Source organism: Sphingomonas sp. BK036 (assembly GCF_004216825.1).
Lineage (GTDB): Bacteria > Pseudomonadota > Alphaproteobacteria > Sphingomonadales > Sphingomonadaceae > Sphingomonas.
In genome coordinates this window covers 13125-32621 of sequence record NZ_SGXR01000007.1, presented here as the reverse complement: position 1 = coordinate 32621, position 19497 = coordinate 13125, and the positions used below count along the sequence as shown (strand labels likewise).

13 protein-coding genes are annotated in these 19497 nt (G+C 59.4%); 5 read left to right on the top strand and 8 right to left on the bottom strand.

Annotation, left to right across the window (positions count from 1 at the left end):
- Positions 1-56 precede the first annotated feature (56 nt).
- Positions 57-368 (bottom strand): S41 family peptidase, encoded by a 312-nt coding sequence (locus EV283_RS16015; protein ID WP_130327049.1) that lies wholly within the window; start codon positions 366-368, stop codon positions 57-59.
- A gap of 15 nt (positions 369-383) precedes the next feature.
- Positions 384-1451, bottom strand: a complete 1068-nt coding sequence (locus EV283_RS16010) for a hypothetical protein (protein ID WP_130327047.1) — start codon at positions 1449-1451, stop codon at positions 384-386.
- On the opposite strand from EV283_RS16010, the gene EV283_RS16005 reads away from it, so the two are divergent.
- Positions 1412-1999, top strand: a complete 588-nt coding sequence (locus tag EV283_RS16005) for a helix-turn-helix domain-containing protein (protein ID WP_130327045.1) — start codon at positions 1412-1414, stop codon at positions 1997-1999. The two genes, EV283_RS16010 and EV283_RS16005, sit on opposite strands and share 40 nt — an antisense overlap.
- 988 nt (positions 2000-2987) lie before the next feature.
- On the opposite strand, the gene EV283_RS16000 is transcribed toward EV283_RS16005, so the two are convergent.
- From EV283_RS16000 to EV283_RS15990, 3 genes are all read right to left on the bottom strand, one after another.
- Positions 2988-3401: a DnaJ domain-containing protein gene (locus tag EV283_RS16000; protein WP_130327043.1), complete on the bottom strand. Its 414-nt coding sequence runs from the start codon at positions 3399-3401 to the stop codon at positions 2988-2990.
- 366 nt (positions 3402-3767) lie between these two features.
- Positions 3768-5594 (bottom strand): DUF885 domain-containing protein, encoded by a 1827-nt coding sequence (locus EV283_RS15995; RefSeq protein ID WP_130327354.1) that lies wholly within the window; start codon positions 5592-5594, stop codon positions 3768-3770.
- Between the two features lie 488 nt (positions 5595-6082).
- The gene (locus tag EV283_RS15990; protein WP_130327041.1) at positions 6083-6757 is read right to left on the bottom strand and encodes a hypothetical protein; all 675 of its coding nucleotides are present in this window, start codon (positions 6755-6757) and stop codon (positions 6083-6085) included.
- Positions 6758-7485: 728 nt separating this feature from the next.
- On the opposite strand from EV283_RS15990, the gene EV283_RS15985 reads away from it, so the two are divergent.
- The 4 genes from EV283_RS15985 (at position 7486) to EV283_RS15970 (ending at position 15932) form a co-directional block, all read left to right on the top strand.
- Positions 7486-8052 carry a hypothetical protein gene (locus EV283_RS15985; RefSeq protein ID WP_130327039.1) on the top strand — a complete coding sequence of 189 codons (567 nt, stop codon included), beginning with the start codon at positions 7486-7488 and terminating at the stop codon, positions 8050-8052.
- Between the two features lie 948 nt (positions 8053-9000).
- Positions 9001-9303, top strand: a complete 303-nt coding sequence (locus EV283_RS15980; protein WP_130327037.1) for a hypothetical protein — start codon at positions 9001-9003, stop codon at positions 9301-9303.
- A 2109-nt stretch (positions 9304-11412) separates the two neighbouring features.
- The gene (locus EV283_RS15975) at positions 11413-14418 is read left to right on the top strand and encodes a TonB-dependent receptor (protein WP_130327035.1); all 3006 of its coding nucleotides are present in this window, start codon (positions 11413-11415) and stop codon (positions 14416-14418) included.
- Between the two features lie 80 nt (positions 14419-14498).
- Complete coding sequence (locus EV283_RS15970) at positions 14499-15932, top strand: sulfotransferase (protein ID WP_130327033.1); 1434 nt, start codon at positions 14499-14501, stop codon at positions 15930-15932.
- 308 nt (positions 15933-16240) lie between these two features.
- On the opposite strand, the gene EV283_RS15965 is transcribed toward EV283_RS15970, so the two are convergent.
- Genes EV283_RS15965 through EV283_RS15955 form a run of 3 tightly spaced genes read right to left on the bottom strand, consistent with a single transcriptional unit; the run spans position 16241 to position 19465 of the window.
- A complete protein-coding gene (locus tag EV283_RS15965) occupies positions 16241-17740 on the bottom strand; it encodes a tryptophan halogenase family protein (protein ID WP_130327031.1) in 1500 nt (499 codons plus the stop codon).
- The gene (locus tag EV283_RS15960) at positions 17737-18771 is read right to left on the bottom strand and encodes a cupin-like domain-containing protein (RefSeq protein WP_130327029.1); all 1035 of its coding nucleotides are present in this window, start codon (positions 18769-18771) and stop codon (positions 17737-17739) included. Before EV283_RS15960 ends, EV283_RS15965 begins: the two co-directional genes overlap by 4 nt.
- Positions 18764-19465, bottom strand: coding sequence for a SapC family protein (locus tag EV283_RS15955; protein WP_130327027.1), 702 nt, complete (start codon positions 19463-19465; stop codon positions 18764-18766). Before EV283_RS15955 ends, EV283_RS15960 begins: the two co-directional genes overlap by 8 nt.
- Positions 19466-19497: the final 32 nt, after the last annotated feature.

The window sequence follows — 19497 nt, the reverse complement described above, 5'->3', positions numbered from 1 at the left end:
TCCCAACTTCGGACGCCCGTTCAGCTGCGTGTTCTCGTGAGTTGAGCTTGCATCTACTACCGTGAATAGTCGGGCTGCAGGTAAGTCGGTCCGCGCGATCCGGAGGGCGGATCGACGACGAAACGCGGGTATGAGAGAACTAAGCCCGTGTTGGGCAAGTCCACGCTCTGCACCCCTCCGGACTGTCGAATTCGAGCCGCACCGCCAGTTCCAGCCAGCGTTCCGAAGCCATAATCGCGCACCACGTTGCTGAAGAGCACGGCGGAGGAATAGGTCAGCGGCCCGATCAAAACCGTCACTTTTCCGGAAAAGTGGAGTGGCTCGTCGACAACCGGCTGCGTTGGCGTCTCAATCGTGCCTGCGGTCACCGCACCCGAGCGTTCTCACTTGAGATAGGTCGATCCTTGCTTGTACGGCCGTGTCGCTATGTATCGGAGAATGCCGTCCTTCCACATGTCGTCATTGCCACCACCATTAGCACTGACATCGATGACGAGGCGGCTGACGCCAGCAGCCTTCACCCGGCTAAAACAATCATGCGTGAACTGCAGGAAGCGCGCTTTGTCCTCCCAAACAAACGACGCGACCGTCAGCTGCGCTGTTCCTTCCGCATCAATGCGGCACATGAACAGGCGGTTGAAATCGGCATCCCGCTGCAAAATGGCCGGAAGCGCATAACCCGCCACGACATGGTGCTTCTTACCAGGCCCGCTCAGGACGAAATCATAGGCGACCGGCGTTCCGTACAGCTTTGCGAAAAACAGCCACCAGCGTTGCGCCAGCAGGGCCTGGCGGAAGGCCGGCGTGTCCCCGTGTGCCCTTGCTACTAGAGAGCGGGCTATCGCACGCGCATCGCGCCCGTCGATGCGCAGGATGCGGCGACCGGCCAACGGCGTGGCCGCTCCGCCCAGCGCAGCAGTGATGATTGGGAAGCCCTTGGCATCGAGCCTGACCTCGAACGGAAAGAATCCCGTGCCTTGCCGGATCGCCTCCGTACTCTGCCCTCGCCAATCGGGCAGACCAATAAACAGATGGCCGTCCGCCAGCGTGCGATTGAGCTGCGCCAATGTCGCCCAGGCTTCAGCCTGGTTCATAGGATGGTCGAGTTGCCGGCGCACCCTCTCGCCTTCCAGCTCCAGCTTCGCCGTTGTGACTGAATGACCAAGGTCGGGATGCTGATGCTTGATGGTGTCGAGTGCGAAGCGAAGATCCGCCCGTAGCGCGACGGGATCGTATGTCGGAGCAGCGGCCGCATTGGCCGGCGCGGCGAGCAGTGCCAAGGAAGTCGAAATGAGGGTTGATCCGATACGCAGCAACAATGCCGTTCTACCTTTCAGCGTTTTAACCCGGCATCTTCCCTGATGCGATTCGTTGAAATATACACCATCTTCTTCAACAAAGGTCCACGCTGATGAATGATGATGATTTGCGTGGAGTTCGAGATCCGGCACAGGTCCGGCTACTCAGCTCGCCGGTGCGTCAAGAGATGGTAGACACGATTGCCGCGCTCGGTGGAGAGGCTGGCGTAACTGATTTGGCGGATCAGCTCGGTCGGCCCGCGGATGGCCTCTACTACCACCTACGCGCACTCGTATCAGGCGGATTGGTCGAGGAGGTGCCTGGCGGCGGAGCCGAGCGCCGTTACCGTCTCGTTGGCAAAGGCAGCGCCCCGCTTCGCCTCGTCTATGACCTCGCTGAAGATGGCAACTCTGCAGAACTACGCGCCTTTGCCAAAAGCCTGCTGCAGATCGCCGAGCGGGATTTCGACAACGCTCTGGAAGGAAGCGATGCCGTGGTTGCCGGTCCGGCGAGAGAGCTCTGGGCATCGCGAAATAAGGGATGGCTCAGCTCAGAAAACGTTGCCGAGGTGAACGCGCTGCTCAAACGATTAAGCGAACTCACCAGTCAGCCAAAAGCCGTAGGCCGGAACCGGCTCGCCAGCTTCGCCTTCGTCTTGGCGCCGATTGATGCCAAACCCAAGCGCCGTGGCTCACCATGAGATGATTAGCCGCCTCGACCCACAAAGGGACATTAAAGGGTCCTTCCCCGGCTCCGACTTTCGGACATTCGTTCATCCGGTTTGACGGCAGTTTTTGGGCGTCCAAATCAGTTGCCTGTACGACCTAAACTGCTGGGAAGCGGACATTCCGGCCAGGCCGAATCCTAAGCCGCGTAAGTAGTCGATACGCCCCGCGTTAACCGGTTTCCAAGCTCGTGCTCGTAATTTGTGAAAAATGAGCAAGGTGTCATTCTTCGCCGGGATGTTTGGGCTGCCGGTGCTAGCGGTTCTGATGCTCGTCGGCTGCCTCACCCCGCGCTACGTGCCCAGCGACTCGCTGGCGAGCGCAGCTGCTTCGACGCCGTCACCGGACATCGGGCGGGAGCGGATGATAGCGAGCTTCGTCGGGCGATGCCGCGGGAACTGGAACTTCGACCGGTTTAAGCTTCGTGGCGAGGGGGCGCTGTATTCCTGGGAAAGCGACGCCGGGCTTATCGCCCGGACTCGGATGAACTGCTTGCCAGGCAGGCGATGCTCGGTGATGGCGCAGGCACTTTTCGGTTGGCCATTCCCGCGGCAGCTGAGTGGCAAGCCCATACCCACCCGCATCTGGGGATGCCGGATCGGCACCCCCGACTGGACTCGGCCAAATCGTCTTGACTAGCGGCGGGCATTCGCCGCTCTAGGGCACTATGTCCGGAACTGGGGCGCTAGCCGGCGGTCCGCTTTGCGGCCGGCAAGCCCCAGAAGCAGACGTCCCCGCCCCCTACCCAGCTTCCCAACTACAGCCGCTCGTTCATCTCCGCGTTACGACTGCTTTTGGCGCCTGACTTTGCGAACTCGAATATCGGGAATGGGCGATAGTTTAGGAAGCAGGCTGTCCAAGTCTGAGTTTTGTACCGATGAGCGGCGGACGGCTTTTGCAGGAAGCTCACGCACGGGATTAGCAGAGACGCTACGTCGAACCGCAGGTACCAATCCGGATTCCTCATTCCACAGAACCAGGATTGTAGCGATTCGGTGCGGCGGTGAGGATCAGCAGGAATAGGCCCATCAGCCATTCGTTGGGCTCTAGCGGCTGCGAGAAGCTACCGCTGGGCTGCATCGATGGGCTAGATCGCATCGGGCGCCTGCCAGCTTTCCTGGGGTGAAACGGGCGGTCCGCGGTCGCTCGGTGGGCAGACGGCCTGATCTGCGAGCGATCATAGGCGGCGCGTGCGTCCTTTTTTCCCAAAACGGAATACGCCTCGTTGATCTCGTTCGCACGGGCAGAAACATCCACTCCATGATTGGCATCAGGGTGATACTGACGGAGCAGCGCTTTCCACGCGGCGTGGATAGTGTAGCGACTTGCCGTCGAGGACACACCTAGAACAGCATAATAGTCGGGTGAGAGAGCCATCTAGCCGTTACTTGCGGCTAAAACGCGAGAAAGGAAAGTCCGCCCGTCGCGTGATCTTAACTTGATCTTCTCAGAGATCCAAAGGGTGGCTTTAGGGGCCAACAGTTGGATGGAAGCGACATTCAACCAGCGCCCGCCGCTCCCCTAGACGGTCGCTTATTTATCTTCGTCGCTCAGCTCATCTGCCACCAGTCACTGTACCCTGATCCAAATTCCGGATTCGGACGGGACAAAATCTCAACGTTGTCGACTGGTTTACCAGGGGTCCGACTGCATAGAACTTGCGCTTCGAGTCCGTGCCGCCGTCCTTGCGGAGTCGATACGGGCAAGCCTGTTTAGCCGTCAGGACACGTCGAGCCCGCTTGGCTATCGGGCGGCCGCTCGCTTCGCCGCACCGCCGCCAGCAGCGATCCACTTGTCGATCTTAGCCTCTAGCACCGGCATCGGCAGCGCTCCGGTATCAAGCACCTGCGCATGAAAATCGCGCGGATCGAACTTCGGGCCAAGCATCATCTGCGCCTTCGCCTTGGTACGCGCGATCGTCAGTTGACCGATCTTGTAGGCCAGCGCCTGTCCCGGGATAGCAATGTAGCGTTCGACTTCCGCCGTCGCATCGGTCCGCGCCATTGGCGAATTCGCGAGCATGTAGGCGATTGCCTGATCCCGCGTCCAACCCTTGGCATGGATGCCGCTGTCGACGACGAGCCTCATCGCGCGTAGCATCTCGTCGTTCAGCCCGCCCATCCGCTGATACGGATCGGTTTCCATGCCGAGTTCCTTCCACAGGCTCTCGGCATAGAGCGCCCAGCCCTCGACATAGGCGGTATTGTCGCCGAACCGCATGAACGCGGGCAGCGCGGTGTTCTCCTGCGCGAGGCTGATCTGGAAATGATGCCCCGGCACGCCTTCGTGTAAGAACAGCGTCTCCATTTCCCACATGTAACGCGAGGGCAGGTCGTAGGTGTTGTAGTAGAACACGCCCGGTCGCGACCCGTCGGGCGTGCCGGCGTTGTACGATCCGGCCGCCTCGGTCTTCTCCTTGAACGCCGGGACCGGCCGGATCTCCAGCGTCGTCTTCGGCGTCAGCGAGAATTGCTCGGGGATTAGCTTTGAGATTCGCGCCTCGATTCCCCGGTAACCGTTGCGCAGCTGGTCCACCGAGCTCGGCTGGAATTGCTTGTCGGTACGCAGGAAGGCGAAGAACGCCGGCAGGTTGCCCTTGAACCCGACCGCCTGTTTCTGCGCTTCCATGCTCTTCAGGATTCGCGCGACCTCGGTTAGGCCGAGCTGGTGAACCTGCTCCGCGGTCATCGGCAGCGTCGTGTTTTGCCGGATCAGAAATGTGTAATAGGCGTCGCCGCCGGGCAGGAAGGAAAGACCTACCGTGTCGCGCGCGGCGGGCAGATAGACGTTAACGAGGAAATCGCGCATCTGCCGATGCGCAGGTATGATCACGTCGCGAATCTGCGCGGCATAGGCAGCCTTCAGACGCGCTTGGTCCGCTGCGGGGATCATTGCCGGAAACGTCTTCACTGGGCCGTAGAAGGTCGAGCCCTCGACCCCTTCCACGATGAGGTTGTCGAACTCCTGGATTATGTTGGTGACGACCAGCTTGGGTTGGACGATCTTGTCCTTTATCCCCTGCCGGAACAGGCCAATAGCGCGGTCGAGGACAACGGCATATTTCGCGTTGCGCTTTAAATTGTTCTCATAGTCGGCGAGCGTCTTGAACGGCGCGGCGCCATTGCCCGACGCGAAATCAGGATAGAAGGTCTGAAACCCGTTCATATGGTCGATCGGCAGGTCGCGCTGCACCTTCAAGAGCGCGGGCGCAAAACCGGCGAGATCAGTCTCGTTTCGCGTCTTGAAGACGTCATAGGCAATCTGATTTGTCGGGGTCAGCCGGGTACGATCGATTGTGTTCAGGGTCGCGAGGTCATGCTCCACTGCCGCGCGCTCGGCCACGAGATACCTATCGGTCAGATAGTCGCCGAACTGGTCGGCGTAGCGCAGGTCGCCACGGAAAACCGCCTCGATGGGATGACGTTCTAAGCTCGCCTCATCGCTGTTGTAGAACAGCTGCTTCAAACGCGCGTCGTCTGCACTCTCACCCGGCTGCACGACCGGCGCGGGTACCGCCTGCCCCCTCGCCGCGGCAGTCGCCAGCGTGGTGGACAGTAGAGCGGCGAGCATCAGTTTGACGGACAATATGCGGCTCCTTGGGATGCAACGGTGCGAGGGTTAGGATGCGGCCATAGTTCCCGCAAGCGCGCGAGGGTCAACGCGCCCCGTCAAGTCAAAATGAGCGACTGGAGGTCGGATTATCTCGCTTAACGTCGGATCGGCAGCGAGGTCATCAAGGCAGGTTTTCCAACGAGAATAGCCGGGGAGGGCTCAAGTCGGCATTTTGGTCCACTATCCCTTCGGACCGCTACTTTGAGAACGTCGACCTCCTCAGATCATAGAGAATTGCGAACAGGACCCAGAAGCGGACGCTCACGCCCCTTCCCTCGCTTCCTAACTTCAGACGCTGGTTCATCGTGGCGAATTAATAATTCTGGGCCCGGCGGTCCGCGAATGTCGTGATAGAGAAGAACGCAGACATTCGTTGTTGTGATACCAAGGTGCCCGTTATGGCCGAAAGCGGTCACTCGCAGCGGCGAACCACCGAAGGTGAAGCATCAGGGATTTGGCATAACCACGTAAGGTTTCGGCAAAGGAGGCGTGCTGATTTTCGGGCGTGCACGTGGCGAAATTAAAAGTTCGGCACAGGCGAGGCTAATTTGCGAGGGATCGTCGAGATCGTACGTCCCCTTGATCCCAACAGCCGCTGCAACGTCAGCCTTGGGCGCAATGACATTTGCCGAGTGGCTTCTTTCTGTCGCAATAACTTTCGTCCGTGCCTTAAACACGGCTCGCATTGCAACGTCGGCGGATTGCAAAATCGGCCCAGCAGTCATTTCAAGTTCGACATCGATGCGCCCTTGGTAAATCGTCAGCGGCATTGCCAAGAACGAGAGTACGCGCATGCCGTTTAGCCTCCCTGCTGGCACGACGTGGCGAATCGCCGTTACAGTGAATGGCACTAACTTAGGCCCGTATTCCTCCATCACTTCATGGCGACTGTCATGCACAGCACGACAACCCTTTGCGTATCCTATTCGCCTGATCTCAGAGCGCAACCGAGCATCGTTGTAAACCAAGGACTTGAGACGGGGAAAGAGCCTGCTTTCAACAATGGCTAAATGCTCCAAGGAGGAATCGGGCACCGATGCAGTGTCTTGCGCCATGGTCGAGCAGGAGACTCCCGCTACAAGCGGACATGCCCATAGAAGTTTTGGGAGTTTGAGTGCCATCACCGACGTAGCTTATCGAGGCGTTGCGACGTCCGCAATTGGGCGAAACTGCTAGGCAACGCTAGGTTCGGCAATTTAAGCGGTTGCCGGTTAGGCGCGAGATTATGGTGGGAAAGCGAACGTCGGTTGAGCCAGCGCTGGCCGCTATCACTAGAGCAGATGGTCGGTGATCACGCCCGCTCTGACAAGCAAACCTAGAGCCGCCCCTACGCACAGGACAACACTATAAACGGCGATGGCTTTCGTCCGACTGGGACGATCCGTCTTGTAAGTCATTTCTGATCGCCTCTCGGCTATGGCTGTTGAAAGGTTGAACAATCGTGCCCGTGTGCGGAACTGGCCGCGACCGTCCGGAAACACGAGGACCCAGAAGCGGACGCTCACGCCCCTTCCCCCGCTTCCCAACTTCGGACGCTCGTTAATCTTTGCGAATGACCGATTTGGAGCCCGGCTATCCGCTCGCGAATGTCAGGTTTGGAGAGGAAAGCGGACCTTCCGCTTCGCGGGCAGCGCCCCAAGAAACCGGCCACTGAGCCAAGCATCCCGCATGCATCAATCTTTTGCATCGGCGGAACGCTCGGTTTTCCGCCGCCCTTTGGTCGATGCAAAACTTGTGAGTTTTGCATCGCAACCGGCTAGCTGACATTTAGGTTTTCGCAATTGGTGCCTGTCAAAAAGGCGCGATGGTTAAATCCAAAGTGCTTCCGCTGAGTGATGTCTGTCCTCCCATGGCTGTGCTGGTGTCAGGCCAGGGCTGGTCGCTTATCCAATCCAACGGCATTCTTGGTTATAATACGCAGGCATTTATCGAAAAAGACGGTGTCGTAATCAGTTATGTCAACAGCAGGGGGGAGCAGGATTATGGCGTTAGGCTTAGTCGCGCCGTCCATCCAGTTTTGAGTGGCGAACTAAATTGCCGCCCGGGTTTAATTGAGGTTCTCGCTGCTACTGGAATTCAGACTAGTCCTGGCGACGTTGTATTTGAGGCGGCTAAAAATCTGTCATCTATTAAAAGATATTTATCCGATCCGTCGACTTGGAAGGAAAACGTAATACTAGAAGCAGAAAAGCTATTAGATCGGCACAAAACCTGGAGCGATGGTCCAGAGTTCACGCGCGATCTGGCAAAGTCATTAGCAGGCCGTCATCCTTGGATTACAGCGGGCAAGGTACCGGACTTAGCCGATTTACTAAATACCGAACAATCCCTATCTTATAAGGCACGACGTTCCCATCTCGGAATAGTGATTGGAGCTATTGGCGTCGGTATGGTTGTAGCTCTTTACTGGATGTAACAGCGAGGAGCCGGCGGGCGGGTGTCGGCTGCTACGCGCTAGCAGGCGAGCTGATCCCACCTCATTCGTGATGCAAAACTTTCGATTTTTGCATCATGTCATCGCCGGGTTTGGCATCATCGGCATGAACAGATGACCGCTTTTGAGACTGCGAGTTGCCTACCGGATCGTCCGACTTTGGGCGGAAGCGGAATGTCCGAATTGGGAAGGAAAGCGGACAGGCCGCTGTGACGCACAAACTTCCCCCGCCGAAGATCACCGTCGCCTTCAATGCCAAGCTGAACCAACGGCAGGTTCGGGGCGAGTCGATCAAACCCCTGAGCGGCGGACTATGGGCGTCAGCGGAATGGCCGGGATGGGAGGTTATCTGCCATTCCGCTTTGAGAGGGCCGACCCGCGCATCACCGCCAGCCAAAAGAGCGTAACAAGCGTATAGGGCAACCACCAAAGGCCGTGCCAGCCGGGCGGCGCGGCGAACTCATCTATCAACAACGAAAGCCCGAAGCAGAACGGGATTGCGAAGCAGAGCGTCACTATGGAGCTACGGATGGGTCGGGTTCTGTCCCATGCCAGCGGGCTGCCAGCATTATCGCTCCCACGGAGGCAGAGCCACGTTATCCCGCAAACGACGGGCGAAAGCAGGACAGCAAGGAGGATGCTAGCCATCATCGGTATGATGATCGTGTCGGCCTCGGGCGAAAGTACCCCCGACTCTCCTACAGCGGGCCAGTAAATCCAGCTTGTCGCCGGAAGCCCGAGGATCACGAAGGTGGAGAGCACCCAAACGAGAGATTTGCCCAAAGGCAGGCGTACGCTGACCATTTGCGGGTTATGCCATGCGGCTGAACGGCCGCAACTGGGCGGACGCGGAATGGCTGAGGTAAGAAGGAGTGCGGACGGGCGGGCTTGCGGCTGGATCATAGTCAAAGCTGCCGCTAACTCAACACGATGGACTTTTCCGGCCTCATCGTGCTTCCGCTCGCTGCGCTAATTACTTCCTGCTGGATCGTTGGTGCGGCAGTCCTGTCACAGAATGGTCCGGGCTTTCGAGCGCCATTTCTCCTGTCCTACGGCTTTGGCGTGATCTTCATGGAGCCGTGGAAGATCACGGGATGGCAAGAACTCGGCGCGTTCGCGATTATGCTCGTAATGCTCGCCCTTTGGGTTGCGGCCGGATGCGTCGTTGGCGGCATTCCTGCTGCGCTGATCGTCTCGCTCGCGACGAAGTTGCGGCAACGCTTCCGGCATTAAGGAACGGCAGCTTACTGGCACACTGAGAACGGTATGTTACGTCCGACTTTGGCCGTTTTGAGACGGGGTATTGCCGGGGTACATCGCCGCCTGGCCTGCGGCGGAATACGGCATTGAAGCGGGATCTGCCCGGGCGCGGCGGAGGGGATCTCCGCCGTACTCGGCTCCGGGAATGTTCAGCATTGGAAAGATAACGGCCTGACCGTTTTCGGGGAGATTGGCGGGTAAGCGGAAGTTCGCCAACGAGCCATGACCCTAGTTTTCCCACCCCTTCGCTCATCCGGCATGCTTCGGGCGCTCAAAAGTCCTACCAGCGAAGATAATAGCTCAATGCTTGTAGGGATACGGAACAAAGATGAGGGGCTTTCTCGGCGTTGGTTCTGATCGCCGTCGTTCCGACGTTCGATCAGTGGCTCTCTGCGCCTTCGCCCGTGTCAGATATAGTTCGGCATCTCTTACCATTGATCGAGCCGATTCTGGCGATAGGGGTGCGTTTTTAAACTGGATCGCTGCTGCGGGCAGACTTCGCAGAAGTACCGCGCACCGAAAAAATAGTCTCAGCCCGTCCGGTGCCGGACAAAACATTGTATAATCTTTATCTAATTTAGTTTGCACGCTATTCGACGGATATTGATGAAATCCAAGCCAATACCCGCCAGCATAGCTCTTTCCAGTATGTCCCCTGCCGAGATCAATGTAATATCTAGCGTCAACCGGGCTACCCGATTTTGGCTGGTCCGGAACTAAGCGGGCATACGCACTTTTCTTTGCGCTCTCCTCTATTCGCGCGTCTACCGTTCCTTCTGGGAAAGTTAGTGTTGTGCCATTATACCGGAACGGCGCTGTGTCCGGCACTTTCGGTGCTGGTGATCCACAGCCAGCTGCTGCGAGCGACAACAGGCATGCAATGGCGGGGCCTGAATAAGCTGACATATGGGTTTTCATGATCGAGGGATGAGGCTTTCAGCGCAGTGAGGCAACAACGCCGTCCGCTTTCGGGTTAGCTATTGGGCCTCCCGAACGTCCGCAACTGGGCGATGTCGCCCGGCAGCTACTCGAAGTCTGAAGCGCGATGCGGGCGCTTGCGGCCGATCAAAGCAGCGTTTTGATGCGGTAGCCTGATCTCGAACCGGCTATGCTCCGACTTCGCATCGCAATCACCAAGCCGAGCCGCGTGGCCGAGCCAGTACCGATAGCCCGATAGGTCGCGCCGATTGAACGCATTCATAGCGAGGTGCTGTGCGCCCAGAGCGCTGCCAGCGCGATAAGCTCGATATGCGAGACCACTTTGACTGAAAGGATCAGCAATTCGCCCGATTTTGGCAAAAGTGCTGCTTAGCTCCGTCATAGCTATACTGTCGCGCCGAAGAGCAAGATGCCATAGAATTGGCATCCAGTATCCGTTTTTATGACTGTCACGGATCGCCCAGTAACGCGCCCATAGTCGATCATGCTTGCCCATACCGCAGACAATGAAGTGCTGAACGGACGGCTGCAATCGGGAACGCCTCAGCGGTCGTTGAACGTCTGGATGTGGGCGGAACTGCCCGGCAGCGCGCAGCTGATAGGACCCACAAGTGGACATTCAGGCGCACTTCCCTGCCTCCCAACTTCGGACGCTGGTTCATCCTTGGGAATGATTGATTTTGAAGTCCGGCTACCCGCTCGCGAATGTCGTGATGGGAGAGGGGAGCGGCCCGTCCGCTTGCGGGAAGGCGGGTGGCGATACACGGTCAGAACCTCTTGCATCACGGGCGGCAACCACAAAAGTCCTGACCCACGGTAGTTGGTTCCTGCTTTTGCCAGAATGTCCACCAATGCGTTAACGACGCGATCGGCCATCCTGCTGACTGCATCAATATTGAGCAGCGCCCATTGAATTGCTGGAATTTTGAGCAGCTAATAGTCATCATTGTAATAAAGCGTGGCGTAAGGGTAACACCTTCTGCCCTAATGATGATGACGTATGCTTCACTAGATTTACTTCACACTGTCATATTGCTTACATTTGCTCTCACGGACCGAGGGCGCGTTAGAACGCCGTAGTTTTAACAATAGGAGGGGATTTACCGGCAACGCCGTCGACGACGGTTGGTACAGGGGGATCCATTGGCATTTAATCCGATTTCGGCGCGCAAGGCTTTGCGCGCAGGCGCTGCGCTACGAGCCCTCGCACTTGTCGGCGCAGGCGTGGGCATTCTCGCGCTAGCGCCCGCTGCAATGGCGCAGGATTTCCAGAACGTCACCGCAGGCGGACGCGTGCGCAGCACGGACGACAAGGCGATTGCCAACGCGACCGTGGAAATCCGGTCCGACAGCCAGGGCTTCAGTCGCACCGGGACGAGCGACGGGGCTGGGAACTTCCGCATTCCGCAGGTGCCCGCCGGTACTTATACCGTGACCATCACCGCCGAAGGGTTTGACGCCTATACCGAGAAAGGCGTCGCGCTGACGCAGAACAACGCGTCGAACCAGTTCACGCTTGCCGCTGTGGGAGCCGCCGACGGTGGCGAAATCGTCGTGACGGCAGGGCGCGTTCGTGTGTCTGACTTCGAACGGACGACGACCGGGACGACGATCAACGTCGCCGACCTTGCCAACCGCGTACCCGTTGCCCGCGACATCACCTCGGTCATCCGGCTATCGCCAGGTACGACATCGGGCGACGCGGCGTTCGGCAATCTCGCCTCAGTCGCAGGGTCTTCGGTCGGCGAGAACGCGTTCTATCTTAACGGTCTCAACATCACGAACTTCCGCAACTTCCTCGGCTCGAACGAAGTGCCGTTCGAATTCTACCAGACGGTCGAGGTCAAGAACGGCGGCTTCCCGGCCGAGTTCGGACGCGCCACCGGCGGCTTCGTCAACGCCACCACCAAGTCGGGCTCAAACGAGTTCCATGCCGGCGCGGTGATCACTTACCAGCCCCGGCAGTTGCGCGACACATCACCCAACACGAAATATTCTGACAACGACGCTGCGTATGCGACCGATCTTCGATCCGATTTCTACCTGTCGGGTCCGCTCATCAAGGACCATCTGTTCTTCTACGGCCTGTATGAAAGCAGGAACCTTAATTCGGGTGCGACGCTCAATCCGACCGATATCGGTGCGGCAGACACGTCGACCTTTCGGACGAACAAGTCGACCAGCCCGTTCTTTGCCGGCAAGGTCGATGCGGTGATCACCGATGGACAGCGCCTCGAGTTCACCTATTTCCGCACGACGGGTTCGCGCACGTATAATTTCTATGATTACGACGCCGATACCAATCGGATCGGCGCCTACAAGTCGACCAACGTCTACGAATATGGCGGCGACAATTATGTTGGTCGCTACACTGGGACGTTCACCGACTGGCTGACGGTATCTGCCGCTTATGGTCGCAGCAATGATCGTCAGAACACGATCTCGAACACGCCAGACACGCCGACGGTCCGCGATTACCGCACCAACGATTCGGGCGCGCTCGTCGCCGGCACAAACCCTACAACAAGCCAGACCGCGAACGAAGACCAGCGCGAATTCTATCGCGGCGATGCCGATCTGTATTTTAAGCTGCTGGGGTCGCATCACATCCGCTTCGGCTACGAACGCGAGAAGCTGAAGACGAGCGGCGGTACCACCTACACCGGCGGCGGCTATTATCGGATCTACAACGACGCCACGCTGGGCGACTATGTTACGATCCGTACCTACGAAAATACCGGCGCGTTCAGTTCGCAGAACGATGCGTTCTATGCCGAGGACAGCTGGTCGCTGTTCAGCGATCGCCTGTCGCTCCAACTCGGCCTGCGCAACGATCGGTTCGAGAACAAGAATGCGGGCGGCGAAACTTTCTACAAGTCGGGTAACCAATGGGGTCCGCGCCTAGGCTTCACGTTCGATCCGATCGGCAACGGGCGGACCAAGTTCTACGGTTCGTTCAGCCGGTATTTCATGCCTGTCGCCGCCAATACGAACATTCGCCTGGCGGGCGCCGAGTATGACGTCACCGAACGATTCCTGCTGGCGGGAATCGGCGCGGATGGTGTCCCGATCCTGGGCGCTCCGATCAACAACTATAATGCCTGCCTTCGTACCACCAACCTGAACTGCCAGATCAGCGCAGATGGCAACGTGGCCGCTACCGATACGACCGTCGCGCGCAACCTGAAGCCGCAATCCGCCGACGAATATATCCTTGGCGGCGAGCAACGCGTGGGCGATCACTGGAAGTTCGGCGCCTATTACACCTACAAGAAGCTCAACGAGGTACTTGAGGATGCCGCGATCGATCAGGCGGCGATCAAATACTGCAACGAAAACGGCCTGACCTGTGCCGACCTCTATTCGGGCTTTTCACAGTATGTGCTGATCAATCCAGGGTCAGATGCCGAAGTCACCTTGCTCGACGGCACCCAGACGACGCTGACCGCGGCGCAGCTCGGTTATCCAAAGGCCAAGCGCACCTACCGCGCCATGACCTTCACGTTTGATCGAGAGTTCGACGGCAAGTGGAGCCTCGCGGGATCGTATACCCTCGCGGCCGGCGTGGGCAATTACGAGGGCGGCGTGAAATCCGACATCGGCCAGACCGATGCGGGACTGACGCAGGACTTCGATCAGCCGGGTTTCAACAATGGCTCCTATGGCTATCTGCCCAATCACCGGCGCCATACTTTCAAAGCGTATGGCAGCTATCAGATCAACGCATACATCAACATCGGTGCGAACATCGAGGTGATTTCGCCGCGTAAATTCGGTTGCCTGGGCGTCGTGCCGACCGCCATCGATCCTTACGCATCGCAATATGGCGTAGCCGGCAATTATTGTCGCTTCGCAGATGGCGCCGTTTCGGACGACAATCCGATCACGCTGGTACAGCGCGGCACCGGATTTCAGAGCAATTGGCAGAAGACGCTCGACCTGACGCTTCAAGTGAAGCTACCGACTGACGCGTTCGACGGTTCGGTCCGGTTCGATGTGTTCAACGTGCTGAACTCGAAGGCGGTGCTTCAGCGGAACGAGGAAGGCGGCATCGACGACCTCAACCAATCCGCAAGCGCCGACTACCGCCTGCCGGTAAACTACCAGACGCCGCGCTATGGCCGTGTGCAGCTGCAACTGCGATTCTGAGCGGCACCTGCAGCGAAACGAAAGAGGCCGGGGAACCGGCCTCTTTTGCCGTACAGCATTGAATTGACGGATCGTTGACCATGCATCGCCGTAGCGCTTCGTTCGCAGATCTGAACGCGGCATTCGCGCGCAGGGATCGCGCCGTCATCAACGACATTCTTGAACAATGGCTCGATCAGGACGCAGACGTCGGTGATCGCTGGAATGTCTTTGCGGAGACGCTGGCGCAGCACGGGGAATGGACGCTCGCGCTGCGATCGATGGACCGATACTTGGCCGTAATACCGGCGGATCTGTCTCGGCAATTTGCCCAGGCGGTGATGCTGGCACGAGCTGGTCGTCATGACGAGGCGATGCGGCGAGCTGGCGCGCTGGTCGCAGCGGATCCAGCGAATGTGAGGTTTCGCCATTTCGCCGGGACGCTGGCGTTGGAGGCTGGCGTATTCGACGAAGCCCGTCAGCATTTCCTTGCGGTCATCGCCACGCGGTCCGCCTCGGCACAGACCTGGCTGGAGTTGTCCGCGATGCACCGGTTCACACTCGGCGACGCGCTGTTCGATCAGCTACGGCATGCTGCCAACGCGGCAGGCAGAACCGTAGCGAATGCCCCGCTTCTCTACGCCTTGGGAAAGGCGTTGGATGATCTCGGTGAGGTCGACGACGCCTTCGACGCGTTTTCCGCAGGGGCTGCCCTGGTCGCCGCGGACCGCGTTTACGATCCGGGCTTGGACCGAAGGCAGGCCGCAGCAATGGTCCACGAATGGGACGGCATCGCACTACCATCGCTTGATCAGACGCCGAGTAAGGCTCCCATACTCGTCACCGGCCTGCCACGATCGGGCACCACGCTCGTCGAGCAGATCCTGGCCAGTCATCCGGCGATCGCGGGCGGCGCAGAACTTAACCTGTTGCCGATCTTTGCCCGCGACGCCGGTGGGACGGGACCTGATTGGATAAGAGCACGCGGACACGGCAACGTACCGCTTACATTTGCGGACCTGTACGCCCGACTGTGCGCCGAAAGGTTCGGTGATGGCGCACGCATTGTCGACAAGTCGCTCGATATCGGGCGGATGCTGGGATTCGCTGCGGCGGTTTTGCCGTCCGCCCCTATCATATGGGTCCGTCGGCAAGCCATTGACGCGGCTTGGTCTTGCTTTCGGACCTACTTCGCGCGGGGAGTGCCTTGGAGTTGGTCGCTGTCCTCGATCGCAGAGCACTTCACCGTCGAAGACCAAATGTTCAATTTCTGGCAAGAGAGGCTTGGCACCCGGCTTTTGGTTGTCGAATATGAAGCGCTGGTCACTCATCCTCGGGTGATCATTCCGCGGATCGTGGCACACGCTGGTCTTGCGCATAGTTCGCTTACTCTTGCTCCTCATCTCGCACGACGGCATGTTCTCACATCAAGTGTAGCTCAGGTACGCCTCCCCATTCATCGCAACGCAATCAATTCAGCACATCCATATACGCATCGTCTGGGTGCGTTCTTGGAAGTCTATGGGGCATCATGAATGAACGTCAGATTTCGGGAAAGGGTGAAGCCAGTTCAAGCGTCTGGGTATGGGCGAAGGCACCCTGCCCCCAGCTTCCGGCCAGACCCACTTCCGGACATTCCGGTGCCCATTTTCGCTTTCCGACTTCGGACGCTCGTTCATATTGAGAGAGAGTGCGGCGCCGCCTTTTGAAACGGGAGCGCCGATGGCTGATAGAAATTAGTGACCCGTGGATATCGAAACTCTTTCTAGAGAACATCTGCTCCTCACATTAAAGTATTCCCCTCATGTGAGATATCTGCCCAGACAAGCGGCTACGTGATGCATCAGCCGTCAGCCGGGCAATACCGGGCTAGGAAATCGCAATGTCGCGGTAGCAGCCGCACCGTACTTGCTATTCCTCTGGAAAGATCTTCGAAGGAGGTTCGCAACTCCTGTCCCTTGATGATGCTGGCGATACGATGATGCGCGCGGGGCACGACGCCTTGCCCGAGCATGACCGAGACCCAGGAATCGATCCTGAACAGGTCGTCCTGTCCCTGCCAAGCGCCAGCGGTCTTCGCGAAAAGTGCAATCCGCTCAGCAAGGCTGTCAGGAATGGTCATGCGCGCGCAGTCCCGCCAGAATGCCGAATCGTCGCGTTGGGTGACGTGGTAATGGAGGATGATAAAGTCGCGCACATGCTCCCATTCGTGTCGCGATTGCGCGTTAAAGCGCGAGGCCAGTGCACCGTGATCGTCGCCACGGAATGGGAACAGCTGGATCAGGCGGATCACCGCATTCATGTTCAGATGGATGCTGGTCGACTCCAGGGGCTCGATGAAGCCCGCTGCCAGGCCCAGCGCTATACAATTCCTGTTCCAAGCCTGCCGTCGCATTCCCGAACGAAAGCGTAGCGGTCGCGGCTCGAACAGCGGGCGGCCATCCAGAGCACTGATCAACGTTTCGTGCGCCTGATCGTCACTCATGTGCGCGCTGGAATAAACGAGACCGTTGCCCGTCCGCGTCTGCAGCGGGATCTGCCAGCGCCAGCCGGCACCGTGTGCGATCGCACGCGTGTACGGCACGGGGGGGCCGACCGTCTCCGTTTGCACGGCGAGCGCCCTGTCGGTCGCGAGCCATTCCGACCAGTCCTCGAATCCAGTATCAAGCGTGCCTTCGGTCAGCAGTGCGCGGAAGCCGGTGCAATCGACGAACAGGTCGCCAGCGATCCGCTCGCCTGAGGCGAGGACGAGCGCGGCAATGTCGCCCCCCTCGCCGTCACGCTCGACCCGCTCGATGCATCCCTCGACGCGGCGGACGCCCCAGGGTTCGGCCAGCGTGCGCAGGAACCGCGCATAGGCGGTCGCGTCAAGGTGATAGGCGTAGGCCAGCGAATGCTGCTCGTCGTGACCGAAGAGGTCAGCGCCGGCTGCCTGCTGTTCGAGCGAATAGTCCCCGTAGGCGCCACCGAACCCTCGTGCACGTGCCTCCAGCCAGAAATGCTGGAAGTCGGCGATCGCCACGGACCTGCCTACGCTGCCGAACGGATGGAAATAGCGGTCACCGACCTGGCGCCAGTTCTCGAATGCGATGCCCAGCTTGAAGGTCGCCTGCGTGGCACGCATGAACGCGGCTTCGTCGATGCCGAGAAAGGCGTGGAAGCCGCGCGCGGTCGGAATGGTGGATTCGCCTACGCCGACGGTGCCGATCTCGTCCGATTCGACGAGGGTCACATCGACTAGCGACCCCAGTTGCCTCACGATCGCCGCGGCGGCGATCCATCCGGCGGTGCCACCGCCGGCGACCACGACGCGGGTGCGTGGAGGTTCAGACGTATCGTTCATCGGTTCAGCCTGTGCAGCAGGTAGGCGCGCAACTGCCGTGCGCCGGGCTCGTCGAGCGGTGCGAGCGGTCCGCGTGCTGGTGGCGGCAGATGCGCCGCGACCGCCTCCGCATCGCCGAACACGTAATGGTCGAACATCGCGCGCCACGCGCGCTTCTCCTGCGCGGGACGGTCGCGCAGACTTAGAATTGCGTGCAGCATAGTATCCATTGGCGTGTCCATGAACGCGGGCGCCGCGTTCCACCAATAGTTCACCAGCACGTTGAAGTCGTCGAGCGCCTCGACATGGTGCCACCACAAGGCCGGGTAGACGAGGACGTCGCCGGCCTCCAGATCCGCAACAGATCCGGCGGCGAGCGCGGCGGAGAAGCGTGGATGGGCATCGAGATCGGGCGCGTCGAAATCGACCATGCTCACCACCTGCCCCCCTGGGGTAGGTGCGAGCGGGCCGGGATAGAGGTTGGCGACCTGTTCCGGTGGGAACAGCGTGAAGCGTCGCCGCCCGACTGCGCAGATCGCGGCATTGTTCGACATGTCATGATGCGCGGATGCGATCGTGCGGTTGCCGATCCATATGCTAGCGAGCGGCGGGTGGCGATTGAACACGTCGCCGTGCGGCACCAGATCGTTCTCGGCGCGGAAGCCGGGGAGATAGGTGTCGAGATCGGTGGAGCCGATATAATAGGCGGGCGCCTCAGCGTCGCCGAGATGACCAAGCACGTGATCAAGGAAGTCGCCCAGCGCGATCCGCTTGGCGGCGAAGTTCATCGCGGTGGCGGTCTCGTCATAATGGAAACGTCCCCTGATCGCGGGATTGCCGACGTAGCCGGTGACAGGACGGCCGGCATCGAACCGGCGCAGATAGGCGGCAGCCTCTTGCGGCGACCGGCGTCCGGCCTGGACCAGCGGCCAGTCGATGGCGAGCCCGCGCAGGATCACCGGCGCCTCGGTCGCTAACAATGCCTCCAGATCAAGGACACCGATGTGATCGATCTCGCGGACGCGTCGCGATACCCGCAAGCTCTCAGCCATGAAACTCTTTCCGCAGCTTCCGGTCGATCAGGTGGCGAAGATTGCCGAGCGACGAGGCGATCCAAAACGCCGGACGCAGGAAGCCGTCTCGGTGGAGCCTTGCCAAAGCGTCGCCGTCGAGCGCAGCCAGCCTCCCCGCATCGACGGTGAAGCGATCGGGAATGTCATAACGGCGCCCATCGGCGAGATCGAGTTGCAGCGTAGCGGGTTCGAGCAGGCCGGCGGCGGCGAACGCGTCGAACATCGCCTTCTCGGTCTCTAGACCGACATAGATCCGCTGCAGCATCGCGGAGACGTGATCGAGCAATGGCGCGTTACCGCCGAGCTCGTGAAACACCGGTTCGCCGTCATCGACGATGCGCGGATGGTCCGGATCGACATGGATCATCGGTTCGCCATCGGCACCCGAACCGATTGCGAATGGACCGCGGGCTCGTGCCGCAGGAACGTACCGCGCGTCCCACTTCTCACCGTCCAGGAACAGGTTCTCATCCGGATCGAGCCCCAACAGGACGGTCGAGAATAGGACGCCGTGCTCGTCGCGACGTAGCAGGATCGCATAGTCGCGCTGCAGTTCCTCGAACTCGGCCGGGAAGACGCGCGTCTGGTTGATTGCATCGCCGTAGCGCGCGTGATGACCGACCGCGACACGCAGGTCGCGGTGGTCGATGTTGTTGAGAAGTACCGAGGCCATGAGATGATCCTAGACGAGGAAGGCCGCTGTCG